21 protein-coding genes and 1 tRNA gene are annotated in these 22,657 nt (G+C 67.2%); 4 read left to right on the top strand and 18 right to left on the bottom strand.

Annotated elements, in window-relative coordinates:
- Positions 1-126: 126 nt before the first annotated feature.
- The 5 genes from yddG to C666_RS07930 form a co-directional block, all read right to left on the bottom strand.
- A complete protein-coding gene (gene yddG, locus C666_RS07910; RefSeq protein WP_004336383.1) occupies positions 127-1,047 on the bottom strand; it encodes an aromatic amino acid DMT transporter YddG in 921 nt (306 codons plus the stop codon).
- A 186-nt stretch (positions 1,048-1,233) separates the two neighbouring features.
- The gene (locus C666_RS07915) at positions 1,234-2,733 is read right to left on the bottom strand and encodes an aldehyde dehydrogenase (protein WP_004336384.1); all 1,500 of its coding nucleotides are present in this window, start codon (positions 2,731-2,733) and stop codon (positions 1,234-1,236) included.
- A complete protein-coding gene (locus tag C666_RS07920; protein WP_004336385.1) occupies positions 2,733-3,641 on the bottom strand; it encodes a dihydrodipicolinate synthase family protein in 909 nt (302 codons plus the stop codon). The genes C666_RS07915 and C666_RS07920 overlap by 1 nt, the downstream gene beginning before the upstream one ends.
- Positions 3,642-3,748: 107 nt before the next feature.
- On the bottom strand, positions 3,749-5,101 hold the full coding sequence (locus C666_RS07925; protein WP_051019886.1) for an MFS transporter: 1,353 nt from the start codon (positions 5,099-5,101) through the stop codon (positions 3,749-3,751).
- 188 nt (positions 5,102-5,289) lie between these two features.
- Positions 5,290-6,609, bottom strand: coding sequence for an NAD(P)/FAD-dependent oxidoreductase (locus C666_RS07930; RefSeq protein ID WP_004336389.1), 1,320 nt, complete (start codon positions 6,607-6,609; stop codon positions 5,290-5,292).
- A 109-nt stretch (positions 6,610-6,718) separates the two neighbouring features.
- On the opposite strand from C666_RS07930, the gene C666_RS07935 reads away from it, so the two are divergent.
- A complete protein-coding gene (locus C666_RS07935; RefSeq protein ID WP_004336390.1) occupies positions 6,719-7,690 on the top strand; it encodes a LysR substrate-binding domain-containing protein in 972 nt (323 codons plus the stop codon).
- 194 nt (positions 7,691-7,884) lie between these two features.
- Here C666_RS07935 and C666_RS07940 read toward each other — a convergent pair whose 3' ends face one another.
- The 10 genes from C666_RS07940 to rlmD all read right to left on the bottom strand — a co-directional run bounded on the left by C666_RS07940 (position 7,885) and on the right by rlmD (position 16,417).
- Positions 7,885-8,385 (bottom strand): GNAT family N-acetyltransferase, encoded by a 501-nt coding sequence (locus tag C666_RS07940; protein ID WP_004336391.1) that lies wholly within the window; start codon positions 8,383-8,385, stop codon positions 7,885-7,887.
- On the bottom strand, positions 8,386-8,661 hold the full coding sequence (locus C666_RS07945) for a type II toxin-antitoxin system TacA family antitoxin (protein ID WP_004336392.1): 276 nt from the start codon (positions 8,659-8,661) through the stop codon (positions 8,386-8,388). It lies immediately after the preceding gene.
- A 146-nt stretch (positions 8,662-8,807) separates the two neighbouring features.
- A tRNA-Ser gene (locus C666_RS07950) sits at positions 8,808-8,897 on the bottom strand.
- Between the two features lie 164 nt (positions 8,898-9,061).
- Positions 9,062-10,078, bottom strand: a complete 1,017-nt coding sequence (gene bioB, locus C666_RS07955; RefSeq protein ID WP_004336393.1) for a biotin synthase BioB — start codon at positions 10,076-10,078, stop codon at positions 9,062-9,064.
- A complete protein-coding gene (bioD, locus tag C666_RS07960; RefSeq protein WP_004336394.1) occupies positions 10,075-10,800 on the bottom strand; it encodes a dethiobiotin synthase in 726 nt (241 codons plus the stop codon). The genes bioB and bioD overlap by 4 nt, the downstream gene beginning before the upstream one ends.
- Before the next feature lie 94 nt (positions 10,801-10,894).
- Positions 10,895-11,683, bottom strand: coding sequence for a malonyl-ACP O-methyltransferase BioC (gene bioC / locus C666_RS07965; protein ID WP_004336395.1), 789 nt, complete (start codon positions 11,681-11,683; stop codon positions 10,895-10,897).
- On the bottom strand, positions 11,676-12,407 hold the full coding sequence (locus C666_RS07970; protein WP_004336397.1) for an alpha/beta fold hydrolase: 732 nt from the start codon (positions 12,405-12,407) through the stop codon (positions 11,676-11,678). Before C666_RS07970 ends, bioC begins: the two co-directional genes overlap by 8 nt.
- Positions 12,400-13,626 (bottom strand): 8-amino-7-oxononanoate synthase, encoded by a 1,227-nt coding sequence (gene bioF / locus C666_RS07975; RefSeq protein ID WP_004336400.1) that lies wholly within the window; start codon positions 13,624-13,626, stop codon positions 12,400-12,402. The genes C666_RS07970 and bioF overlap by 8 nt, the downstream gene beginning before the upstream one ends.
- A complete protein-coding gene (bioA, locus tag C666_RS07980; RefSeq protein WP_004336402.1) occupies positions 13,592-15,046 on the bottom strand; it encodes an adenosylmethionine--8-amino-7-oxononanoate transaminase in 1,455 nt (484 codons plus the stop codon). The genes bioF and bioA overlap by 35 nt, the downstream gene beginning before the upstream one ends.
- Positions 15,047-15,115: 69 nt before the next feature.
- The gene (rlmD, locus tag C666_RS07985) at positions 15,116-16,417 is read right to left on the bottom strand and encodes a 23S rRNA (uracil(1939)-C(5))-methyltransferase RlmD (protein WP_004336403.1); all 1,302 of its coding nucleotides are present in this window, start codon (positions 16,415-16,417) and stop codon (positions 15,116-15,118) included.
- Between the two features lie 134 nt (positions 16,418-16,551).
- Here rlmD and C666_RS07990 point away from each other — a divergent pair, with 134 nt between their 5' ends.
- Entirely contained in the window at positions 16,552-17,727 is a 1,176-nt protein-coding gene (locus C666_RS07990) for a cupin domain-containing protein (protein ID WP_004336406.1), read from the top strand.
- 125 nt (positions 17,728-17,852) lie between these two features.
- Entirely contained in the window at positions 17,853-18,251 is a 399-nt protein-coding gene (locus C666_RS07995; RefSeq protein WP_245603885.1) for a hypothetical protein, read from the top strand.
- Between the two features lie 173 nt (positions 18,252-18,424).
- Here C666_RS07995 and bamC read toward each other — a convergent pair whose 3' ends face one another.
- The 3 genes from bamC to C666_RS08010 all read right to left on the bottom strand — a co-directional run bounded on the left by bamC (position 18,425) and on the right by C666_RS08010 (position 21,512).
- A complete protein-coding gene (gene bamC / locus C666_RS08000; protein ID WP_004336409.1) occupies positions 18,425-19,564 on the bottom strand; it encodes an NlpB/DapX family lipoprotein in 1,140 nt (379 codons plus the stop codon).
- Positions 19,565-19,590: 26 nt separating this feature from the next.
- Positions 19,591-20,469: a 4-hydroxy-tetrahydrodipicolinate synthase gene (dapA, locus tag C666_RS08005; protein WP_004336411.1), complete on the bottom strand. Its 879-nt coding sequence runs from the start codon at positions 20,467-20,469 to the stop codon at positions 19,591-19,593.
- A gap of 116 nt (positions 20,470-20,585) precedes the next feature.
- The gene (locus tag C666_RS08010) at positions 20,586-21,512 is read right to left on the bottom strand and encodes a histone deacetylase family protein (RefSeq protein ID WP_004336413.1); all 927 of its coding nucleotides are present in this window, start codon (positions 21,510-21,512) and stop codon (positions 20,586-20,588) included.
- 158 nt (positions 21,513-21,670) lie between these two features.
- Between C666_RS08010 and C666_RS08015 the strand changes: the two genes are divergently transcribed.
- Positions 21,671-22,600, top strand: coding sequence for an AAA family ATPase (locus C666_RS08015; protein WP_004336415.1), 930 nt, complete (start codon positions 21,671-21,673; stop codon positions 22,598-22,600).
- Positions 22,601-22,657: the final 57 nt, after the last annotated feature.

Raw genomic sequence — 22,657 nt, forward strand, 5'->3', positions numbered from 1 at the left:
GGAGTCCCCCGCCCGGCCCCGCATGGGGCCGGGCGCTGCGGTGCAGACGGCCGGAATGCTTGTGAAATGGATGTGCCGGGCCGGGAGCCGGGCCAGGAATTAGCCCCGGGCCGGCAGCTTCGGGCGCTAGGCGCTTTCTCCCGCCTTCTCGGCAAGCGCTGCCGGAGTCTTGCTGCGCGTTGCCAGCCAGCACAGGATCGAGCCCGCGCAGACCATCGATGCGCCCTGCCAGAACGCGATCGAAAGCGGCGCACTCAGCAGCACGGCGGCCAGCGCGGCGGAAAGGACCGGGATGAAATAGGACGCGCCGGCAAGAATCGTGACGTTGCCGTGCAGGATGCCGACGTTCCAGGCGGCGTAGCCGAAGCCCATCGCCGAGGCGGCCAGCACGAGGTAGATGATCGAGCGCAGGTTGAATTCCATCTCCCCGCCGCCGATGAGCAGGTATTTGGCCCACAGCACCACCGCGACGAGGATGAAGAACAGCGTCACGCAGTTGTGCCCTTGCGCGATGCGGGCGGTCACGGTGCAGTAGGCGGCCCAGATCACCGCGCCCGAGAACGCCAGCCCGTAGCTCAGCGGGTTGTCCTGGACGTTGGCAATCATGCTGGCGATGTCCAGCCCCTGGTCTCCCCCCAATACCCAGCAGATTCCCGCCATCGACAGCACGAAGCCCGGCACGACCAGGAAGTTCGCCTTCTGCTTGTTGAACAGGATCGCCGACATCAGCGTGAAGGTCGGCCACAGGTAGTTGACCATGCCGACTTCGATGGCCTGCCGGCCGGTGTTCGCATAGCCGATGGACAGCGCGAGGCACAGCTCATAGGAAACGAACAGCAGGCTTCCCCACAGCAGATATTTCGGCGGCACCTTGCTCAGCCGGTTGAAACCGACGCTGAAGACCAGGAACACCGAAGCGACGGTATAGATCAGCGCCGCGCCGCCGGTCGCGCCGAAGCTTTCGCTGACGCCGCGGATCAGGCCCACGATCGAGGCCCACAACAGAATCGCGATGAAGCCGATGAGCGTTGCCTTGTTCTTGTTCATGCTGCCTTGTCCATGATCGGGAGTGTGACGAATTCGGCCCGGTGAAAACCACGGCCCTCGGGCCCTCAGGCCGCCGGAGCGTCGGAGCGTAAAAAAGCTGGGGATTATGAAGCAGACTGCCCCGCCCGGACGCGGCCGGCCGACGCCTACCATCGCCGGCCATCGCTGGGCGGGGCACGACCGGCGTCAGCCGGCGCCTGGCACGTCGATCCAGATGGTCTTCAGCTCGGTGTATTGATCATGCGCCCACACCGACTTGTCGCGACCGCCGAAACCCGACTCCTTGTAACCGCCGAACGGCGTGGTGATGTCACCTTCGCCGAAGCAGTTCACGGTCACCACGCCCGCGCGGATCGCGCGCGAGATGCGGATCGCGTTGTTCAGGCTGCTGGTGTAGACCGAGGCCGCCAGACCATAGACCGAGTCGTTGGCCAGCGCGATCGCCTCATCGACGTCGCGGAAGGTCGTGACCGACAGGATCGGGCCGAAGATTTCCTCGACGAACAGCAGGCTGTCCGGCCCGACGCCGTCCACCACCGTCGGCTCGACGAAGTTGCCCTCGCGGGTGCTGCCGCCGAAGACCACGCGCAGCTTCTCTGCCGCCGCCTGGTCGAGGTAGAAACAGACCTTGTCGAAGTGCGATTTGCTGACGAGCGAACCCAGCCGGTGCTCCGGATCGAGCGGGTTGCCCATCTTCCACTCCTTGACCGCGACCGCCATGCGTTCGAGCAGCGCGTCCTTGATGTCGGCATGGACGATCAGGCGCGACGATGCCGAGCAGTTCTCGCCCATGTTCCAGAACGCGCCGGCGACCACCTGCTGCGCGACCACATCGAGATCCTCGACGTCCTTCAGCACCACGGCAGGGTTCTTGCCGCCGCACTCCAGCACCACGCGCTTCAGGTTCGACTCGGCCGCGTACTGCAGGAACAGCCGGCCGGTATCGGTCGAGCCGGTGAAGCTGACCATGGTGACGTCGTTGTGCTTGCCCAGCGGCTCGCCGACTTCGCGGCCGCCGCCCGGCAGCACGTTGAACACACCTGCGGGCACGCCCGCCTGGTGGGCAAGCTCGGCCACGCGCAGCGCGGTCAAGGTGGTTTCCTTGGCCGGCTTGACCACGATCGAGCAGCCGGCGGCCAGCGACGGGCCGATCTTCCACGCCAGCATCAGCAGCGGAAAGTTCCACGGCAGCACCAGACCGACCACGCCGATGGGCTCGCGCACCACCAGCGCAAGCGTGTTCGAACCCACGGGCGCAGTGTTGTCGTAGATCTTGTCGATCAGCTCGGCGTGCCAGCGGATGGTGTAGATCGCTTCCGGCACGTCGGCAGTCTGGCATTCCCGCACCGGCTTGCCGCTGTCCAGGCTCTCCATCACCGCCAGTTCGTGGGCATGCTCCTCCAGCAGGTCGGCGAAGCGCACCAGCACCGACTTGCGCCGGGACGGCGACAGGTGCTGCCAGCGCCCGTCGTCGAAAGCGGCCTTGGCGTTGGCCACCGCGAAATCGACGTCCTGCGCATTGCAGGCGGTGATTTCGGCCAGGACTTCGCCGGTGGCCGGGTTGGTGGTGATGAAGGTCTTGCCCGACTGCGAGTCGCGGAAGCTTCCATCGATGAAGGCCTGCGTCGGGAAGCGGATGCGCTTGGCGATCGCGGCGTATTCGGTGGCAGTCAGCAGATCGGCCATCAGACTTTCCCTCCGACGATGTCGGCAACTTCGCGCTTCAGTTCGGCGACGACCGCCTTCAGCGCCTGCTTCTCGTTGTCGTCGAGGCCTTGCAGCGGCGCACGCACGCCGCCCGGGCGCAGGCCGGCCAGTTCGCAACCGTACTTGATCGACTGCACGAACTTGCCGAGTTCGAGGAAATCCATCAGCGGCAGCATCGCCGACATGATGCGGCGGCCCTTGTCGAAGTTCTTCTCGACCACGCATGCCTCGTAGAGGGCGACGTGCTCGCGCGGCACGAAGTTGGAACCGGCACACACCCAGCTGCGCGCGCCCCAGGCGAAGAATTCCAGCGCCTGGTCGTCCCAGCCGCAAGAAATGTCGATGCTGGGGAATTCGCGCGCCAGCATGTGCAGCTGGCCGGCCTGGCCCGAGCTTTCCTTGATCGCGACGAAGTTCTTCGACGCCGCCGTGACGGTGCGGAAATACTCGCGGCCCATCGAAACGCCCATGCGGCCCGGGTAGTTGTAGAGCATGATCGGCAGGCCCGCGGCCTTGTCGATCGCCAGCGCATGCGCGGCATTCTCCGCCTCGGTGGGCAGCGCGTAGGGGGGCGAGCCGACCAGGATCGCATCGGCGCCGATTTCCTTCGCCGACGCAGCGTAGCCGACCGACTCCTCGGTGCGCACCGCGCCGGTGCCGATGATCAGCGGCACGCGCGTGCCGATCACTTGCTTGGCGTAGGTGGCGAGGTCGATGCGCTCCTGCACCGAGTGCGCATAGTACTCACCGGTCGAGCCGCCGATGATGATGCCGTGCACGCCACCTTCGATCAGCGATTCCAGCACCTCGGCGAACGCGGTCTTGTCGATCTGGCCGTCTGCCGTCAGCGGGGTGATGGCCGGGGTGTAGATACCTTCGAATTTCATGATGGTTCTCCATTGGTGTGGGAAGGGTGTTCCCGGTGAAAAGCGTGCCGCCGCTCCGGCAGCGACACGCGAATGAGGTTGAAAGGGGTTCAGGGAAAATCCGGGATTCAGCGCTTCAGCGAAGCGGCGTCTTCCAGGCTCATGCCGCGGGTTTCCGGCGCCAGCCACACCGACACGGCCAGGCCGACGACGGACACCGCGGCGGCGGCGTACATGGTGTTGCCGATGCCGATGCTCACCAGCGAGATCGGGACCAGCCAGGTGCCGATGGCCGCACCGATACGCGAGATCGACGCGCCGATGCCCACGCCGGCAGCCCGGATGTCGGTCGGGAAGATCTCGTTCGGATACACCAGTTGCAGCACCTGCGCGCCGCCGATGAACAAGGCGTAGAGGCCGAAGAAGCTCAGCACCACCCATTCCGCGCTGTTCGAGAAGCTGCCCAGTCCCAGCAGCGCCAGCGCCGACAGCAGGAAGCTCCAGATCAGCAGCGGGCGGCGGCCGATGATGTTCACCAGCGGCGTGGCGACGATGCAACCCACCACAAACAGCAGCGTGATCGCGATCGAACCATAGGCCGCCCAGTCGCCGGTCAGGTTCAGCGCTGCCAGCACCTTCGGCACGAAGGCATACACGGCGAACACCGGAATCACCGAGCAGGCCCAGAACACGCCGACGAACAGCAGGCGCTTGCCGTAGCCGGACTGGATCAGCGTACCGAGCGAGACCTTCTTGTCGGCAGGCGCTTCCGGCATGTTGGCCAGCGAGAACGTCGGGCCGTAGACCTTCTTGATGACACGATCGGCCTCGACGCTGCGCCCCTTGCTGAGCAGCCAGCGTGCCGACTCCGGCGTCCCCAGGCGCACCAGGAACAGCATCACGCCGAGCACCGCCGGGCTGGCCAGCACCCAGTGCCAGGCTTCCGGACCTGCCGCACTCAGGATGGCGTTGCCGACGATGTAGGCCAGCGCCGCACCGGCGAACCAGAGAATCGTCAGCGCCGCCAGCCGGGGGCCACGGTTCTTGCTGGGCAGGAACTCCACCAGCAGCGAACTGGCCACCGGGTATTCGATGCCCACGCCGACGCCGATGAGGAAGCGCAGCATGAAGATGGCGACGGCGGAATCCACCCACAGATGCGCCAGCGAGCACAGCGTAAACAGGATGGGCGGGACGAAATACAGTTTCTGCCGTCCCAGCTTGTCGGTGAGCCAGCCGCCGAAGAAGCCCGCGAAGAAAATGCCGATCAGTGCCGAGGCCGCGATCATGCCTTCCCAGAAACTGTCCAGGCTCAATTCGGCCGACAACTGCATCAGGGCGACACCGATGATGCTGAGGATGTAGCCGTCCATCACCCAGCCGCCGCCCGAACGAACGGTCAGTAATTGGTGGAAACCATTGATGGGAACATCCTCGATGGAAACGGCGCGGCCTGTTCCCTTTGAATAAGCTTGATTCATCTTGCCTCCTGCATCCTTGTTTGGGTATCAATCAAATCCGGCGGTTCATTTCCTTTTCCGGACGATCGCCTGACGTCCCATTCGGGGAAATTGCCCTGCGGATGGACGAGCGCCACCCGGCGCCATCTGCAGGCCGCCAATCGAGCGCCGCGCCATCGGTAATGGCGCGCGCGGATCACTTCAGGCGATTACATTTCCTTGCCGGCTTTCATCTGCCCCCACCAGAGGGTGGCATTCACGCCGATCGACAGGAATGGTTCGGGGGGCACCTTGTTCGGCCCGGAGGTGTCCAGCAGGAAATCGATCTGTTCATTGCGCTGGCCGGCGATCCAGTCGGCCAGCAGCGTTCCGGTCACGGTGCCGCGGGTGACGCCCAGGCCGTTGCAGCACAGCACGCCATACACATTGGGCGCAAGCTGGCCGAAAAAGCCCTTGTGGTTCTGCGACAGCGCCAGCGAGCCGCTCCAGGTGTATTCGAAATCGACGTCCGGCAGCATCGGGAAGCGCCGCTCGAAAGAAAGGCGATGATTGCGGACGAAACGCTCCAGGCAATGCAGCTTCGGCTGCTGATTCGGGTTGAAGCTGAAGCTGTTGCGCATCAGGATGCGGTTGTCGGGCGTGCGGCGCACCGTGCTGCCGAACGGATCGGCGGGAATCACGCCCCAGAACGGCTTGCCGCCCAATTGCGCCTGCTCGGCCGCGGTCAGCGGCCGGGTCAGGCTGGCGTACAGGAACATCGGCAGCATCGTCCGCTGCAGGAAGCCGAAGCGCATGCCGAAGGCGTTGTTGGCCAGCACCAGCTTGTCTGCCGTGATGCGGCCGTTGCGATGCCCCAGCACCACCTTGTCGCCGTATTCGAAATCGGTGATGGGGGTATTCTCGTACAGCGTGACATTGGACGGCAGGCTGTCGGCCAGCCCTTTCACCAGCGCCGAGGGCTGGATCAGGATCGTACCGGGCGTGAATAGCGCCTTGCGGTAGAACGAGGTGCCGATGTGATCCGGCAGATCCTTGCCTTCAATCACTTCGTAGGGCTGGCCGAGCTTGTCCAGCCCGCTGCGATAGGCATCGAGCACGGCCACGCCGCGATCCTCGATGGCGCCCTGGTATTTCCCGCAGGCGTGCATCTGGCAATCGATGCCGTGCTGCTCCACCAGCGAGCGCAGAATGGACTGCCCCAGCAGATTGAGCTTGAGCGTGCTCTGTGCAATATTGATGTCGCCGATGTAATCCTTGGCGCCGATGTCGTGCGGCAAGTCGATCGCGAATCCGGCATTTCGTCCCGAAGTGCCGAAACCCACTTCCTGGGCCTCGATCAGCACGACTTCCTCATCCGGGAAATTCAAGGCCAATTGCCGCGCCGCCGCCAGGCCGGTGAATCCGGCACCGATCACCGCCCAGCGGGTCTTCTTTTCACCGGAATGACTTTCCTTTGCCCGGCGAGGCGCGCTGGTGTGATACCAACCGCAGGCGGCATCGTCTGCAGGAAGCGTGGTCACTCTTGTCATTTCATGGTCTCCGCCTTATCTTCCGATCAATTTATTTTTTGCAGAGTCTAGAGACGCAGCCATTTCTGGACAAACGACCTTTTTTCCGGACTATCGATAACCTCATGTTATGAACAAACGCACAGCGCCCGGCCAGTTGCTGCTCAAGATGCCCTCCCTGCGGGCAGTCAGATGTTTCGTCGTCGCAGCCCGCCACCAGAGCTTCACCCGCGCCGCCGAAACGCTGTGCGTCACCCAGGCCGCGATCAGCCGCCAGATCAAAGAACTCGAAGAACATCTGGGTACGGCGCTGTTCACGCGCACCGGGCGTTCGGTCGAACTGACCGCGGCCGGCTCCACCTTCTTCGATGCCGCGCAACTGTCCTTCATCAACATCGCCCAGGCCGCGATACGCATCCGGCAAGGCCACGGCAGCAGCACCCGGCGCACCCTGAGCATGTGCTGCTCAACGGCCTTCTCGGCGCTGTGGATGGCGCACCGGCTGCCCAACTTCTTCAGCGCCAATCCGGACATCGACCTCGACTTGGTGTCGACCCAGAACTTCCTGTCCATGGCCCCCGGCATCCAGCCGGACGTTTTCATCACCAAGCTTTCATCGATACGGGACGGCTACATCAGCAAGCCGCTGTTCCACGACCGGATCTATCCGGTCTGCGCGCCCGCCTACCTGGAGGCGCATCCGGAAATACGGACCATCGAGGAATTGATGCAGGGCGTCTTGCTCGACCTGACTCCCTATGAGCGCACGGGGATCTCCGAGCACGTCGACTGGGGCGTATGGCTGGCCATCCACCACCTGGACATCGAAGACCGCCTCCGCAGCGGCCGGCACTACTTCAGCGCCAACGACTACAACCTGCTGATCCAGATGGCGCTCAACGGCCAAGGCATCTCCCTGGGCTGGGACCACCTAGTGGCGCCCCTGATCCAGCAGGGCCGGCTGGTCCGGCCGGTCGAACACGAAGTGGAACTGGAAGAGACACGCCATTACCTCGCCTACCGCGAGGACAAGGCCGACGACGAGGCATTGGGCCGCTTCCGCGACTGGTTCCTGGGCGAATGCGGCCCGGCGGCGGGATGATTCCTGGAGACTGAATCTGGAAAGAAAGGGCTTCGGGGCTGTCGGCCCCGGCGAACGCGGGGTCAGATTTGACATGGAAGGCAAGCAAGCTGATCAACGGTCCGTATCGTAGGCACGGACAATATGCGCCAGATGAATATTTCCGATTTATGCACTTTGCGCATAAAAACGGGATATGCGCTTCAAGAATAAAGTCAGAATCCCCGGGCGAAATAGGCTCTCGGCAACATCCAGCGTCCCGGCTGGCCAGGAAGTTCTACAAAGCCGAAGTGCCGGTAGAACGCCGCCGCCGCGGGCGACTTGGCATCGACGATGATGACCGCCACCGCGAGCGTCTGGCTGGCGGCGACGACGCGCTTGCATGCATCGACCAGCAGGATGGAACCCAGGCCCTTCCCCTGCGCCGCTTCACTCACCGCAAGCCGGCCGAGCAGGGCCGCAGGAACGGGATAACGCGGCAGCTTTTTTCGCAGGGAATCGGGCAACTGTTCGGCAGCGACACTGGCAGCGCTGAGGGAGTAGAACCCTGCGACCTCACTGGCCTGGTCGGCCGGCGTTGCCACAAACACCCGCCCCACCCCACGCTTGATGTCCTGCCTGGCATGACGATGGAGATATTGATCCAGCGCCGCCTCCCCACACCGGAAACTGGCGGTGTCGGCCTCGTTGTCCAGCGGACGAATGCGGTACTCCACTCAGCGCACCTGGTTCGCGTGGCGGGCAAACGCCCGCTGCAAGGCCGGAGCGGGCTGAGCCGGGGCATCCAGGGCGGCCAGGAAGGCCGCAAAATCCTTCTGCGACAGGGTAATGGCTTCGTGCCGCTGCACCGCAGAGCGGGCTTGGTCGACGGCGTGCCGGAGCACGAACTCCGACACGCTCATGTTCTCGTAGGCCGCTGCCTTGTCGAGCAGGTGACGGACCTCCTGATCGCAGCGGATGTGCAGACGTGTGTCCTTGGTAAGGGAGCTCATGGGACTCTCCTCAGAAATAACGCACTCATTGTGCGCCATTTGTACGCACCGCTCAAACTTGGGCAGATATCGTGGGGCAAGGGCCTGGACGACGGTCGGGCGTCTGCCGCATTCGGCCCCGTCGAACGCGGGGCCAGATCGGATTCTGGCGGAGGCGGTGAGATTCGAACTCACGAGGGGCGTAAACCCCTGACGGTTTTCAAGACCGTTGCATTCAACCGCTCTGCCACGCCTCCGCAAGAGGGCGCGATTATAGCACCGGGCAGCCGTTCCGTCGGGCAGGCCCGGGGTCGCTGCAGAAGCGCCGGCATCGAAGGCCGACGGGCCGGCGCTGGCCCCGGGCCGCTGCCGCCCGTCGCCCCGGCATCCCGCGCGCTCTTCGGGCGGCCGGGCGGCGGTTTCACGCGGCGTTCTGCCCCTCGATGCGCATGTCGAGCCGCTCGAGCAGGCTGCGGTCGCGGCCGGTGCCGGGGTTGGGGGTGGTCAACAGGTGGTCGCCGTAGAAGATCGAGTTGGCGCCGGCCATCAGGCACATCGCCTGCAGCGCCTCGTCCATTTCCTCGCGCCCGGCCGACAGGCGGACGTAGCTGCGCGGCATGGTGATGCGCGCCACGGCGATGGTGCGGACGAACTCGAAAGGGTCGATCGGCTCGACGTCGGCCAGCGGCGTGCCGGGGATGGGCACCAGGTTGTTGATCGGCACCGATTCGGGCGGCGGTTCGAGGTTGGCGAGCTGGGCGATGAGGGCCGCGCGGTGGGCGCGCGTCTCGCCCATGCCGACGATGCCGCCGCTGCACACGTTGATGCCGGCCCCGCGCACGTTGCCGAGAGTGTCGAGGCGGTCCTGGTAGGTGCGGGTGCCGATCACCTTGCCGTAGTATTCCGGCGCGGTGTCGAGGTTGTGGTTGTAGTAGTCGAGGCCGGCATCCTTCAGCGAATGGGCCTGGTCCGCGTTCAGCATGCCCAGCGTCATGCAGGTTTCCATCCCGAGCGCCTTCACTTCGCGCACCATCGTGGTCACCCGCTCCATGTCGCGCGCCTTGGGCGAGCGCCACGCGGCGCCCATGCAGAAGCGGCTGGCGCCCTGGGCCTTGGCGGCGCGCGCGGCCTCGATCACCTCGTCGACCGGCATCAGCTTTTCGGCCTTCAGGCCGGTATCGAAGTGGGCCGACTGCGAGCAGTAGCCGCAGTCCTCGGCGCAGCCGCCGGTCTTGATCGACAGCAGGGTCGAAAGCTGGATCTCGCTCGGATCGAAATGCTGGCGATGAACCTGCTGGGCGCGGAACACCAGTTCCATGAAAGGCAGCGCGAACAGGGCTTCGATCTCTTCGACGCGCCAGGCGCCGGTGGCCGCCGGGGCGGGCTGGGGCGCGGTACGGCGCAGGGCGTCGGGCGACACGGTGGCGACAGTGTTCATGGGTTCTCCTTGAGGACGGAATCGGAATCGAACAATCGGTGCAACGCAGGCACGTTCAGGTAGGGTGCGATGGCTTCGGGCGACGGTGCCGGCAGGCGCGGCACCAGGCCCAGGCAAGGCGCACTGCCCAGGCCGACGGCCAGCGCATCGAGCGTGGCGGAAGCCTGGGCCATCGCCGGATCGATGGTGTTGGCCACCCAGCCGCACAAGCGCAGCCCACGCGCGCGGATGGCTTCGGCGGTCAGCAGCGCATGGTTGATCGCGCCCAGGCGCAGGCCGACCACCATCAGCACCGGCAAATCCAGGTCGCGCGCCAGGTCGGCGCTGTCCCAGCCTCCGGCGTCGTCGAAGGGCACGCGAAAACCGCCCACGCCTTCGACCACCACCCTGTCGCAACGCGCCGCCGCAGCCCGGATGGCCGCCAGTATACGGCCACGGTCGATGCTGCGGCCTTCAAGCGCGGCGGCGACGTGCGGCGCGCAGGCGGCCTCGAACTGGAACGGTGCGATCTCGTCGGCGCTCAGCGCCACGTTGCTCGCGGCACGCAGCGCATGGACGTCTTCGTTGATGCGTTCGCCGTCGATCACGCTGATGCCGGCGGCGACCGGCTTCAGCCCGGCGACGCGCAGCCCGGTCTTGCCCAGCAGGCCGACGACGGCGGCGGCGATGGTGGTCTTGCCGATCTCGGTGTCGGTGCCGGTGATGAAACAGGCATGGGCCATTACGGCTCCTCCGGTAATTCGATGAAAGCGCTGCAGTCCGGACGATGGCGCCGGGCCTGGCTCATGGCCTTTTCCATCCAGCCTTTCAGCGCGCTCATCGGCTCTTGCACAGCACTGCGTAGACCACCTGGTAGGTGGCCGGCAGGCCCTCGGCCGTGCGCAAACCCTCGTAGGCGGCGGCCAGGGCGCGGATGCGCGCCGGACCGGTGAGCCCGCCTGGACGGCCGGGGTTGAGGTTGTGCGCGCCGAGCTCCTTGAGCGAACGGGTCAGCGCGCGCAGGTCGGGAAAATGCAAGGTCTGCGCCCGGCGTTCGAGCGCCAGCACTTGCAGGCCGCTGCCCGCGCACAAGGCCTCGTAGTCGCCGAAGGCGCGGAAGCGGTTGACGTGGGTGAAGCCGTCCACTGCCTGCCAGCTGCTGCGCAGTTCTCCCAGAGTGCCAGCGCACAGGCTGCTGAAGGCCAGTACCCCGCCCGGCTGCAGCACCCGCTGCGCTTCGCCCAGCACGGCGGCGAAGTCGCCGCACCACTGCACCGCGAGGTTGGAATAGATCAGGTCGAGACTGCCGTCGCGCAGCGGCAGGGCTTCGGCATCGCCGGCGATGAAATGCCGCGCTCCGCCCCGGGGCCGGGCATGGCGCAGCATGCCTTCGGCCAGGTCCAGGGCCATGCCGGCACCGAAGCGCTCCGCCAGCAGCCGGGTGAAGTGCCCGGTGCCGCAGCCCAGATCGAGCCAGCGGGCGGACGCCAGGGACGGCAGGCGCACCAGCAACCGCGCACCGACTTCGCGCTGCAGCGAGGCGACGGCGTCGTAGCTGCCTGCCGCACGGGAGAAGGAAGCGGCCACCTGGCGCTTGTCCGGGGTAGCGGGCGCGTGCTCAGGCATTGCCGGCCTCGCCGATGAACGCCAGGATCGCCGCCACCACCTCGCGGGGCCGCTCCAGCGGGAAGGCGTGGCTTGCGTCCTCGATCAGCCCGACCTCGATGCCCGGCTGTAATGCCAGCAGCTCGCCGGCCACCTCGGCCGGCACCAGGGCATCGGCACCGCCAAGCAGATGCAGTTGCGGCCCGGCGAAAGCCTGCAGTGCGCCGCGCCCATCGCAATTGCCAAGCACCGCCAGCCCGGCCAGCAGCACCTGCGGCGCGGTGCAAGGCAGCGCGGCCTGCAGTTGCCGCGCCAAGCCGCGGGCCTCGGCCGAACCCTGGCTGCAGAGCAGACTGAAACGCTTGAGGGTGGCGGCAGGATCGGCGCGGCAGCCATCGACGAAGGCATCGAAGCTCGCCTCGTCCATGCCGTGTGGCCAGCCGGCGCCCGCCACGAAGCGGGGATTGCTGGCCAGGGTCAGCAGGCCACGGCAGCGTTCGCCGCGCAGCGCCGCCAGTTCGCCGGCAAGCAGGCCGCCGAGCGACCAGCCGCCCAGCCAGGCCTGCGGCGGCAGGCGCGCGTCCAGTTCCAGCAGCCAGCCGCGCACATCGCCGCTGGCCAGTTCAGGCAGCGGCGCGATGTCCACCCGCAGCATCGGATCGAGCCCGCGCAGCGCTTCGGCCAATCCCTCCAGCGGCAGGCTGCCCAGGCCCCAGCCCGGCAGCAGGATCAGATGCTCACGCATGGCGGTCCACCTCGGGCCGGCATGCGGCCAGTGCGTCGCACAAGCGCTCGACGTCGCTCAGCGTATGTGCCGCGCTCAGCGTGATGCGCAGCCGCGCGGTATTGGCCGGCACGGTGGGCGGGCGGATGGCCGGCACCCACAGGCCTGCCGCGTCGAGCGCCGCGGCCAGCGCCAGCGCGGCGGCGTTGTCGCCGACGATCAGCGGCTGGATGGGCGTGGCGGAGTCGGCCAGTCGCCAGCCGCAGCCGGGCCTGCGCGCGATGACATCGGACAGCCGGGCGCGCAGCGCGGCGGTCAGCGCGGCCAGCTTTTCGCGCCGCGCCGCGCCCTCCCCGCCGCTGATCAGCGCCAGGCTGACGCCCAGCGCATGCGCCAGCGCGGGCGGCATCGCCGTGGTGTAGATGTAGCTGCGCCCGCCCTGCAGCAGCGCGTCGACGACCAGCGGATGGGCAGCGACGAAGGCCCCTGCCACACCCGCGGCCTTGCCCAGCGTGCCCATGTAGATCAGGCGCTCGCTGCGCAGGCCGCAATGCGCCAGCGCGCCCTCGCCGTTCGCGCCGAGCACGCCGAAGCCATGGGCGTCGTCGACGATCAGCCAGGCGTCGTGGCGCTCGGCCAGCGCCAGCAGTTCGGCCAGCGGCGCGATGTCGCCGTCCATGCTGAACACCGCGTCGGTGACGATGAGCCGGATCGGCTGCTCGCAGTCGCGCAGCATGGCGTCGAGCAGGTCGAGGCGGCCGTGCGGATAGCGCCGCATGCGGGCGGCGGCGAGCAGGCTGCCGTCGACCAGCGAGGCGTGGTTGAGCTTGTCGGCGAAGATCGCCGCCTGCTCGGCGCCGAGCGTGGTCAGCAAGGCCAGGTTGGCCATGAAGCCGCTGCAGAACAGCAGCGCCCCCGCATCCGGCACCCAGGGCGACAGCAGCCGCGCCAGTTCGCCTTCGAGCAAGGCATGGGCCTGGCTGTGCCCGGTGACGAGGTGCGACGCCCCGCTGCCCGCGCCCCAGCGCCGCGCGCCGTCGGCCAGCGCGGCTGCGATGTCCGGATGGCTGGCAAGGCCGAGGTAGTCGTTGCTGCCGAAGTTCAGCAGCTCGCGCACGCCGCCCCGGCCGTCGTCGACGGTCTGCAGCGGCGCGCAGGGCGATGCGGCGACGCGGCGGCGGCGCAGCAGGGCCGCGGCCTCGCGCTCAAGCCGTCGCCGGGTCAGATGCGCCAGCAGCATCGCTACTCCGGGTGGGGATGCTCTCAGCCAATACATCTGCCAGCACCTCGTCGAGCGTCGCCCGCACGCGCGCCGCCAGCCATGCGGCCAGTTCGTCGTCGAGCACATAGGGCGGCATCAGGTAAACGGTGCGGCCGATCGGGCGGATCAGCAGTTCGTGGCGGCGTCCGGCGAGGTGGAAGCGTTCGGCGAAGCGCTCGCCGGCCAGTTCTTCGCGCACGTCGAAGGCCCAGATCATGCCGCGCTGGCGCAGGTGCTCGATGCGCTCGTCACCGGCCAGCGGCGCCAGCGCAGCAGTGAGCGCGGCAGCACTGGCCCGGTTACGTGCCAGTACGTCGTCCTGCGCGAAGCGGTCGAGCACCGCCAGCGCCGCGCGGCAGGCGAGCGCATTGCCGGTGTAGGAATGCGAATGCAGGAAGCCGCGCGCCACCTCGTCGTCGAGGAAGGCCTCGTAGATGTCGTCGCGGCTCAAGACCAGCGACAGCGGCAGATAGCCGCCGCTGATGCCTTTCGACAGGCAGATGAAGTCCGGCCACAGCGGCGCTTCGCCCTCGGCCGCCTGCTCGAAGGCGAAGAAGCTGCCGCTGCGGCCGCAGCCAACAGCAATTTCGTCGACGATCAGATGGATGCCGTAGCGGTCGCACAGCGCGTGCAGGCCGCGCAGGTAGGCCGGGTCGTGCATCGCCATGCCGGCGGCGCACTGCACCAGCGGTTCGACAATGAAGGCGGCGATGTGCTCGTGGCGGGCCTCGAACAGCGCGCGCACTTCGTCCAGCGCACGCGCGGCCACGTCCGCCGCGGTTTCGCCCGGAGCGGCCTGGCGGGCGTCGGGCGAGGCAACGATGTGGGCCTGCCGCAGCAGCGGTGCATAGGCGTCGCGAAACACCGCGACGTCGGTCACCGCCAGCGCGCCGATGGTCTCGCCGTGGTAGCCGTGGCGCACGCAGACGAATTCCCGCTTGGCTTCGCGGCCCCGGTTGCGCCAGCAATGAAAGCTCATCTTCAGCGCGATCTCGACCGCCGAAGCGCCGTCGCTGGCGTAGAAGGCGTGGCCGAGCACGCCGCCGGTCAGCGCCGACAGGCGCTCGGCCAGTTCCACCGCCGGCGCATGGGTGCAGCCGGCCAGCATCACGTGCGGCAAGGTGTCGAGCTGTTCGCGCAGCGCCGCGTTGATGCGCGCGTCGGCATGGCCGAAGAGGTTCACCCACCACGAGCTGTTGGCGTCGAAGTAGCGCCCGCCGGCGTAGTCGTACAGCCACGGCCCCTGGCCCCGGGCAATCGGCAGCGGCGGCACGGCCTGCATGCGCTGCATCTGGGTGCAGGGATGCCACACTTGCGCGATGCTGCGCCGCTGCCAGGCGGCCTGCTCGCCGCGCGCGGAATCAGTACTGCCGGAAGAGCCGGGTAAAGGAGGCGCCATGCCTTCAGTGTCCATAATTATGAATCACGGAGCGCGATTGTTTCAGTTGCGCGCCGAAATGAAAAGCCTTCAGACGCACTCGAACAAGGCCACCGACTCCACGTGCGAGGTCTGCGGGAACATGTTGGCGATACCCGCGCCGCGCAATACGTAGCCTTTCTCATGCACCAGCACCGCCGCGTCCCGCGCCAGCGTGGCCGGGTTGCACGACACATAGACGATGCGCGGCGGCCGCTGCAGCGGGCTGATCGCCTTGACCACGGCGATCGCGCCTTCGCGCGGCGGATCGATCAGCAGCTTGTCGAGCGGCCCGAGCGCGGCCAGGCTGTCTTCGGTGGCTTCGAACAGGTTCGCGGCGTGGAATTCGCAGCGCGCCGCCAGGCCGTTGGCGGCCGCATTGGCCAGGGCGCGCTCGACCAGCGCCTCGCTGCCTTCGACGCCCACCATGCTTGCGCCGCGCCGCGCGATCGGCAGGCTGAAGTTGCCCAGGCCGCAGAACAGGTCGGCGATGCGTTCGCCGGGCCGGGGTTCGAGCAATTGCATGGCGCGTCGGATCAGCAGCCGGTTGATATGCACGTTGACCTGGGTGAAGTCGGTGGGCCGAAAATCCATCCGCACATCGAACTCGGGCAAGGTATAGGCCAGACCGGGGCCGCCCTGCGGATGCAGCGGCGCGGCAGTGTCCGGACCGCCGGGCTGCGTCCAGGCCTGGATGCCGTGGGCGTCGGCGAAAGCGGCCAGCGCACGCCGGTCGCCTACGCTGAACGGCAGCAGGTGGCGGAACACGAAGGCAGTCGCGGTATCGCTGACGGCGATCTCGATCTGCGGCACGCGGTCTGCGATCGACAGCCCGGCGATCAGCCCGTGCAGTTCCGGCACTAGCGCGGATATCGCCGGCGGCAGCACCGGACAGGCGTGCATGTCGGCGATGTAGCTCGAGCGCTTCTGGTGGAAGCCGATCAGCACCCCGCCCTTGCTCGGCACCACGCGCACGCTCAGGCGCGCGCGGTAGCGGTAGCCCCAGGCCGGGCCGTGGATGGCCGGATGGATGATCTGCGGCTCGACCTTGCCGATGTGCCACAGCGCGTCCTCGAGGATGCGCTGCTTGGCCGCGGCCTGCGCCGACGAGTCGAGATGCTGCATCGAACAGCCGCCACAGGTGCCGAAATGCGCGCAGCGCGGTGCGACCCGCTGCGCGCTCGCCTTCAGCACCCGCGCCGTCTCCGCCTGGGCGTAGCGCGGCCGCTCGCGCAGCACGGTGTACTCCACCCGCTCGCCCGGCAGCGCGCCTTCGATGAAGACGGCTTTGCCGTCGACATGGGCGATGCCGCGGCCTTCGTGATCCAGCGATTCGATGACTGCTGCCGACATGGGGATTCCGCCGAGAAAAGTGGCGCGATTCTACCGCGTCCGTCCACCTGCTTCTTGCGTCTTCTCTGCGCCCTGTCGCGGCCACCTTCCACCGGCGCCAGCGTCCGGCTCCGCTCGGGCCTATAATCCGCGCCATGAATTCACCCGCTCATCCGCCCACTCGCCTGCCTTCCCTCGAAACCCTGCTCGGCGGCCTGTCGGCGCGCGAGTTCCTCGCCGAATACTGGCAGAAGAAGCCCCTGCTGATCCGCCAGGCCGTCCCCGGTTTCAAGGGCGTGCTGGAGCGCGACGAACTGTTCGAGCTCGCCTGCGACCCCGACGTCGAATCGCGCTACATCCGCCTGCCCGCCGACGGGCTCGAAGGCGAATGGACGCTGGAGCACGGCCCGCAGAGCCGCGGCCGCCTGCGCGGCAAGAAGCAGCCCTGGACGGTGCTGGTGCAGGGCCTGAACCTGTGGGTGCCCAACGGCGACCGCCTGCTGCACTGCTTCGATTTCATCCCGCAGGCGCGGCTCGACGACCTGATGGTGAGCTACGCCGTCGATGGCGGCGGCGTCGGCCCGCACTTCGACAACTACGACGTGTTCCTGCTGCAGGGCACGGGCAAGCGCCGCTGGCAGATTTCCGACCAGGCCGACCGCACGCTGGTCGACGGCGCGCCGCTGCGCATCCTGAAGCACTTCCAGCCAACCGAGGATTGGGTGCTGGAACCCGGCGACATGCTCTACCTGCCGCCACACTGGGCGCACAACGGCATTGCCGTCGGCGAATGCACGACCTACTCCATCGGCTTCCGCTCGCCCACCGCGCAGGAACTCGGCACCGAATTCCTCGGCTGGCTGCAGGAGCGCATCGGGCTCGACGGCCTCTACGCCGACCCGGACCTCGAACTGCAGGCGAACTCGGCCGAAATCGGCAGCCGCATGGTCGACCAGATCGAACGCATGCTGTCGGGCATCCGCTGGAGCCGGGCGGACATCGAAGCCTTCGTCGGCGACTACCTGACCGAACCGAAGGCACACGTGTTCTTCGAACCGCCCGCGGAGAGCCTGGGCCGCAAGGCCTTCGAACGCGCGCTGCGCAAGCACGGCTTCGCGCTGGACGCCCGCAGCCTGCTGCTGTTCTCGGCGGCGGGCTTCCACCTGAACGGCGAGCCGCTCGAACTCGCCCCAGGACTGCACGACATCGCCGCCCGCCTCGCACACCACCGGGCCCTGCCGGCCGGTGATTTTGCCGATTGCCCGGCCGGGTTGCTGGACATGCTGCATGACTGGTACGAGAGCGGCTTCGGGGGGCCCGCGGCGGGCTGAAGCCGAAAAATACGCTCACATTTTGCGGCGCACCATCCGCGCAGGTTTTCCGCTGTGTGCATGCTAGACTTGACGCGCTTCAAGTTCCAACAGCCGTACTCGTGCCACTCGCCGCCAGACGTCCGGTGGCACTCAACTCGAAAAAGGAAAAAGCAATGAAACAATCCCTTCTCGTCGCCGCCCTCGTTGCCCTCGCCGTGTCCGCTTGCAGCAAGCAGGAAGAAGCTCCGGCTCCGGCGCCCGCCTCTGTGCAGGAACAAGCCCAGGAAGCGGCTCAGCAGGCCGTGGAAGCAGCGAAGGAGAGCGCAGAAGCCGCCAAGGAAAGCGCTGCCGAAGCCGTCGAAGCCACGAAGGAAGGCGCCTCTGCCGCCGTCGAGGCCGCCAAGGAAAACGCCGCAGCCGCGGTTGAAGCCGCTAAGGAAGGCGCGGAAGCCGTCAAGGAAGGTGCATCCGACGCCGTCGATGCCGCCAAGGCTGCTGCCGAAGCCGCCGTCGAAAGCGCCAAGGAAGCAAACAAGGAATAAGCCTGCCGCCTTGGCAGGTCGCAACCGGGCCCGCGCACACTCTGCCGCCACGCGCATACCCCCCCGGGGGCGCGTGGCACCCGCAGGGGGCCCGACAGCAAAAAAGCCGGCATCACAGCCGGCTTTTTTCATGAAGCCGCGCGCCGCGGTACGTCCGCGGCACGCAGGATGCATCAACGCAGTTCGTTATGCAGCAGGCCGAGGATGCGCTTGGCGGTCTCGGAGGTGTCCGCGCCGCCCTCGCGGGTCAGCACCGTGACCTGCGAATCGCTGCCCTGCCCCTGCACGTGCAGCCGGTATTCGCTGCCGCCCTGTGCCGGCTTGTCGTCGCTGCGCCAGAAGGCCAGCTTCGACATGAAGCCCTTTTCCGGCGTCTTGTTGTCGGCCTCAGGGTCGACATAGCGCACGAAGTACAGCCCCTGGGCGCGGTCACGGTCTTCGACGGTGAAGCCGATGCGATCGAGCGCAAGCCCGACACGGCGCCACGCGCGGTCGAAGGATTCTTCCATGACCAGGCGAGCCTGCCCATCGGTGCCGGCCGTGATGCGCGCGCGTTCCGCAGTCGGCGCGGCGGCCAGCGCGGCTTCGGCGCGTGTTTCTTCGACGCCGAGGTGAACCATCAGGCGGCGCAGCATTTCCGCTTCGAGCTCGGGGTCTGCAGGGCGCGGCTGCCAGACCGTCGAGTCCTTGGCCTCGTTCGGATAGATTTCCATCATGCCGCGGTGGCTGATGTAGATCTCGACCGTGCCGTCATCCTTGCCCTGCTCCAGGCGGGTGCGGAACTTGTCGCGCTCGGGCGTGGAGAACAGGCCGTCGAGCACCTTGCCGATCGCGGAGCGCAGGAAATCCTGCGGGATTTTGGCGCGGTCCTCGGCCCAGTCGGTTTCCATGACGCCGATGTCCGGGCTGTCGATGTTGAGGATGAATCCGAGCTCGAGCCAGAAATCCTTGATCTGCGGCCAGAGATCGTCCGGTTTCCCGGCGACGACCAGCCAGCGCTGGCTGCCGGCGCGCTCGATGTGCATGGTATCCGGCGCCGCGAGGACTTCCGGGCCGCTCGCCGCGACCGGTTGGCTGCCGCGGTCTGCAGAGTACGCGGAATAGGTCGCCACGCCGCGCGGCGTGACGTCGGGCACGGCGAAGCGGTCGTCGCGCGTGGGCACGGTGAGGTCCGGCGGAATCTCGAGCGGCCGCTGCATCTGCTTCGCGCCCTTGTAGTCGATGCGCTTGGATTCGAGCAGCGAGGTCGAGCAGCCGGCAAGTACGACGGACAGCGCGATGAGGGAGGCGGAGGTGCGCATGGAGCGATTCATGAAGTTCCTGCAGAGAAAGGTTCGGATCAGACCTGGATGCCGGCCTTGCGCATCGCCTTCAGCACGCGCTCGTGGCTGGATTCGGACAACTGGGTGAGCGGCAGACGGATACCGTAGCCGATCAGCCCCATGCGGGCCACGGCCCACTTGACCGGAATCGGATTGGCTTCGCAGAACAGGTCGCGGTGGAGACCGGTCAGCAAGGCATTCGTTTCGCGCAGCTTGCGCATGTCGCCCGCGGCCGCGGCCGCGCACAGTTCGTGCATCGCGCGCGGCGCGACGTTGGCCGTCACGGAGATGACGCCGTGCCCGCCGAGCATCAGGAAGGCCACCGACGACATGTCGTCGCCGCTGTACAGGGCGAAGCCCTCGGGCGCGCGCTCGACCAGGTCGCAGGCGCGGTCCAGGCTGCCGGTCGCATCCTTGATGCCGACGATGTTCGGTACTTCGGCCAGGCGCAGCGTGGTGTCGTTGGCGAGGTCGGCGACCGTGCGGCCGGGCACGTTGTAGAGGATCAGCGGCAGTTCGACCGACTCCGCGATGGTGCGGAAATGCCGGTAGAGGCCTTCCTGGGTCGGACGGTTGTAATACGGCACGACCGACAGGTGGGCCGCCGCGCCCGCCTGCTTGGCGAACTGGGCGAGCTCGACCGCCTCGACGGTGGAGTTGGCCCCGGTGCCGGCGATGACGGGCACGCGGCCGGCCGCGTGCTCGACGGAGGCGCGGATGAGCTCGCAGTGCTCCTCGACATCGACGGTGGGCGACTCGCCGGTGGTGCCGACGACGACGATGCCGTCGGTGCCCTCGGCGATATGCCAGTCGATGAGGCTGCGCAGACGGGGATAATCGAGGCTCCCGTCGTCGAGCATGGGCGTGACGATTGCGACAAGCGATCCGGTAATCATGGCCTTGGGCAGAACGTTAAAAGCCGGATTCTAACCGATCGTCGCCCCGCGGCTAGCACGGCACGCATTTTCGCGCGCACGCTCGGCAGGCGAGAATGTTTGCGGATATTGCAGGCTCACAGATCGGCCAGCGACTTGATGTGCGCGACGACCGAGCGCGCCAGCGACGAAAGCGAGTATCCGCCTTCGAGCAGGGACACGATGCGCTTGTGGCCGCAGTCGTTGGCCACCGCCTTGATCTGCTCGGTCGCCCAGACGTAGTCGGCCTCGAGCAGCCCCATCGACCCCATGTCGTCCTCGTAGTGCGCGTCGAAACCAGCGGAGATGAAGATCATCTGAGGATTGTGCGCGCGCAGCGCGGGGATGACGACGTCGCCGAATACCTGGCGGAAACCGTCTCCACGGGTGCCGGCGGGCAGCGGCACGTTGCACATGTGGGCGGGCGGATCGTCGGCGCCGCAATATGGATAGAAGGGGTGCTGGAAGATGCCCGCCATCATCACGCGCGGATCGTCGCGGAAGATGTCCTCGGTGCCATTGCCGTGATGGACGTCGAAGTCCACGATCGCGACCCGCTCCAGCCCGTGGGCGTCGAGCGCGTGGCGCGCGGCAATGGCAACGTTGTTCATGAAACAAAAGCCCATCGCCTTGGCGCGCTCCGCATGGTGGCCGGGCGGGCGCACGGCACAGAATGCGTTCTCGATCTCGCCCGCCATCACCAGGTCGGTCGCCATCACGCCCGCGCCGGCGGAGCGCAGCGCGGCCTTCATCGTGCCGGGGCTCATCGCGGTGTCGGGGTCGAGGTGGCGGATGCCGTGTTCGGGCACGCTGTCGAGCAGTTCGTCGAGGTAGTTCTCCGGATGGGCGCGGATGATCTGCTCGCGGGTGGCGACAGGCGCATCATAAAAGGAGATATACATGTCCAGCCCGGCCGCGATCAGACGGTCGTTGATCGCGGAGAGGCGGTCGGGGCATTCGGGGTGCATCGACCCCATGTCGTGCAGCCAGCAGTCGCGATGCGTGATGAATGCCGTGGTCGTCATACTCTCCCCTCTCTCCTGCATTGAATATTCGAAGCGGCCGGCCCTCGGTCGGGGGCCGCTTCCATTTTTCGTCGAATCAGCACGGCACGACTGCGCTGGACGATGCTCTTTGTCGCCTATTATCACCGCTTCGCAGCCAATTTCACAGTGCCTCCGACATGCCCGCAGAGACGCCAGACACCGCTATCAAGCGCCTGCTCGAAGCAGCGAACCAGATCATTCTCGGCAAGGAACACGAGCTCCGCCTCGCCCTCGCCTGCCTGGTCGCACGCGGTCATCTGCTGATCGAGGACATGCCCGGAGTGGGGAAAACCACGCTCGCCCACACCCTCGCCCAGCTGATGGGCCTGCAGCTCCAACGCATCCAGTTCACCAGCGACCTGCTGCCGGCCGACATCCTTGGCGCATCCGTATTCGAGCGCGAGTCCAACGCCTTCCGCTTCCACCCCGGCCCCGTGTTCGCGCAAGTGGTGCTGGCCGACGAGATCAACCGCGCCACGCCCAAGACGCAGAGCGCGCTGCTGGAGGCGATGGAAGAACGCCAGGTCACCGCCGATGGCCACACCTTCGACCTGCCGGAACCCTTCTTCGTCATCGCCACCCAGAACCCCACGCACCAGATCGGCACCTTTCCGCTGCCCGAAAGCCAGCTCGACCGCTTCCTGCTGCGGATCAGGCTCGGCTATCCGGACCCGATGGCGGAGCGCGCCCTGCTGATGGGCGAGGACCGGCGCAGCGTGCTCGAACGGCGTGCGCCGGTGATCGGACCGGACGATCTGGCCGGACTCCAGCGCCGTGCGCAAGGCCTGCACGTCGCCGACCGCCTGATCGACTACGTGCAGGCCTTGCTCTCCGCCACCCGCCACGATGCCGAACTCGCCGCCGGACTCAGCCCGCGCGCCGGCCTCGGGCTGCTGTCGGCCGCGCGCGCCTGGGCGCTGATCCACGGCCGCGACCATGTGTTGCCGGAGGATGTGCAGGCCCTCTTCCCGCACGTCGCCGCGCACCGCCTGCACCTCGCCGGTGACGCACGCCCCGTCCCGGCCGCCACGCTGACGCGCCTGGTCCACGCGGTGGAGCTGGCCTGAACATGAACGCGCCCGCGGCTGCGCCGGCACGTCGCCCGCCGTTCCACCCGCCACGCC

It is taken from the genome of Thauera linaloolentis 47Lol = DSM 12138 (assembly GCF_000310205.1).
Taxonomy (GTDB): domain Bacteria; phylum Pseudomonadota; class Gammaproteobacteria; order Burkholderiales; family Rhodocyclaceae; genus Thauera; species Thauera linaloolentis.

Excerpts from the sequence above, each read along its gene's own strand:
- C666_RS07920 (WP_004336385.1), bottom strand. The coding sequence starts at position 3,641 with ATGAAATTCGAAGGTATCTACACCCCGGCCATCACCCCGCTGACGGCA.
- bioC (WP_004336395.1), bottom strand. The coding sequence starts at position 11,683 with ATGCCTGAGCACGCGCCCGCTACCCCGGACAAGCGCCAGGTGGCCGCT.
- C666_RS07945 (WP_004336392.1), bottom strand. The coding sequence starts at position 8,661 with ATGAGCTCCCTTACCAAGGACACACGTCTGCACATCCGCTGCGATCAG.
- bioD (WP_004336394.1), bottom strand. The coding sequence starts at position 10,800 with ATGGCCCATGCCTGTTTCATCACCGGCACCGACACCGAGATCGGCAAG.
- C666_RS07935 (WP_004336390.1), top strand. The coding sequence starts at position 6,719 with ATGAACAAACGCACAGCGCCCGGCCAGTTGCTGCTCAAGATGCCCTCC.
- C666_RS07915 (WP_004336384.1), bottom strand. The coding sequence starts at position 2,733 with ATGGCCGATCTGCTGACTGCCACCGAATACGCCGCGATCGCCAAGCGC.
- bioB (WP_004336393.1), bottom strand. The coding sequence starts at position 10,078 with ATGAACACTGTCGCCACCGTGTCGCCCGACGCCCTGCGCCGTACCGCG.
- C666_RS07970 (WP_004336397.1), bottom strand. The coding sequence starts at position 12,407 with ATGCGTGAGCATCTGATCCTGCTGCCGGGCTGGGGCCTGGGCAGCCTG.
- bioA (WP_004336402.1), bottom strand. The coding sequence starts at position 15,046 with ATGGCGCCTCCTTTACCCGGCTCTTCCGGCAGTACTGATTCCGCGCGC.
- C666_RS08010 (WP_004336413.1), bottom strand. The coding sequence starts at position 21,512 with ATGACGACCACGGCATTCATCACGCATCGCGACTGCTGGCTGCACGAC.
- yddG (WP_004336383.1), bottom strand. The coding sequence starts at position 1,047 with ATGAACAAGAACAAGGCAACGCTCATCGGCTTCATCGCGATTCTGTTG.
- bioF (WP_004336400.1), bottom strand. The coding sequence starts at position 13,626 with ATGCTGCTGGCGCATCTGACCCGGCGACGGCTTGAGCGCGAGGCCGCG.
- rlmD (WP_004336403.1), bottom strand. The coding sequence starts at position 16,417 with ATGTCGGCAGCAGTCATCGAATCGCTGGATCACGAAGGCCGCGGCATC.
- C666_RS07925 (WP_051019886.1), bottom strand. The coding sequence starts at position 5,101 with ATGAATCAAGCTTATTCAAAGGGAACAGGCCGCGCCGTTTCCATCGAG.
- C666_RS08015 (WP_004336415.1), top strand. The coding sequence starts at position 21,671 with ATGCCCGCAGAGACGCCAGACACCGCTATCAAGCGCCTGCTCGAAGCA.
- dapA (WP_004336411.1), bottom strand. The coding sequence starts at position 20,469 with ATGATTACCGGATCGCTTGTCGCAATCGTCACGCCCATGCTCGACGAC.
- C666_RS07930 (WP_004336389.1), bottom strand. The coding sequence starts at position 6,609 with ATGACAAGAGTGACCACGCTTCCTGCAGACGATGCCGCCTGCGGTTGG.
- bamC (WP_004336409.1), bottom strand. The coding sequence starts at position 19,564 with ATGAATCGCTCCATGCGCACCTCCGCCTCCCTCATCGCGCTGTCCGTC.
- C666_RS07990 (WP_004336406.1), top strand. The coding sequence starts at position 16,552 with ATGAATTCACCCGCTCATCCGCCCACTCGCCTGCCTTCCCTCGAAACC.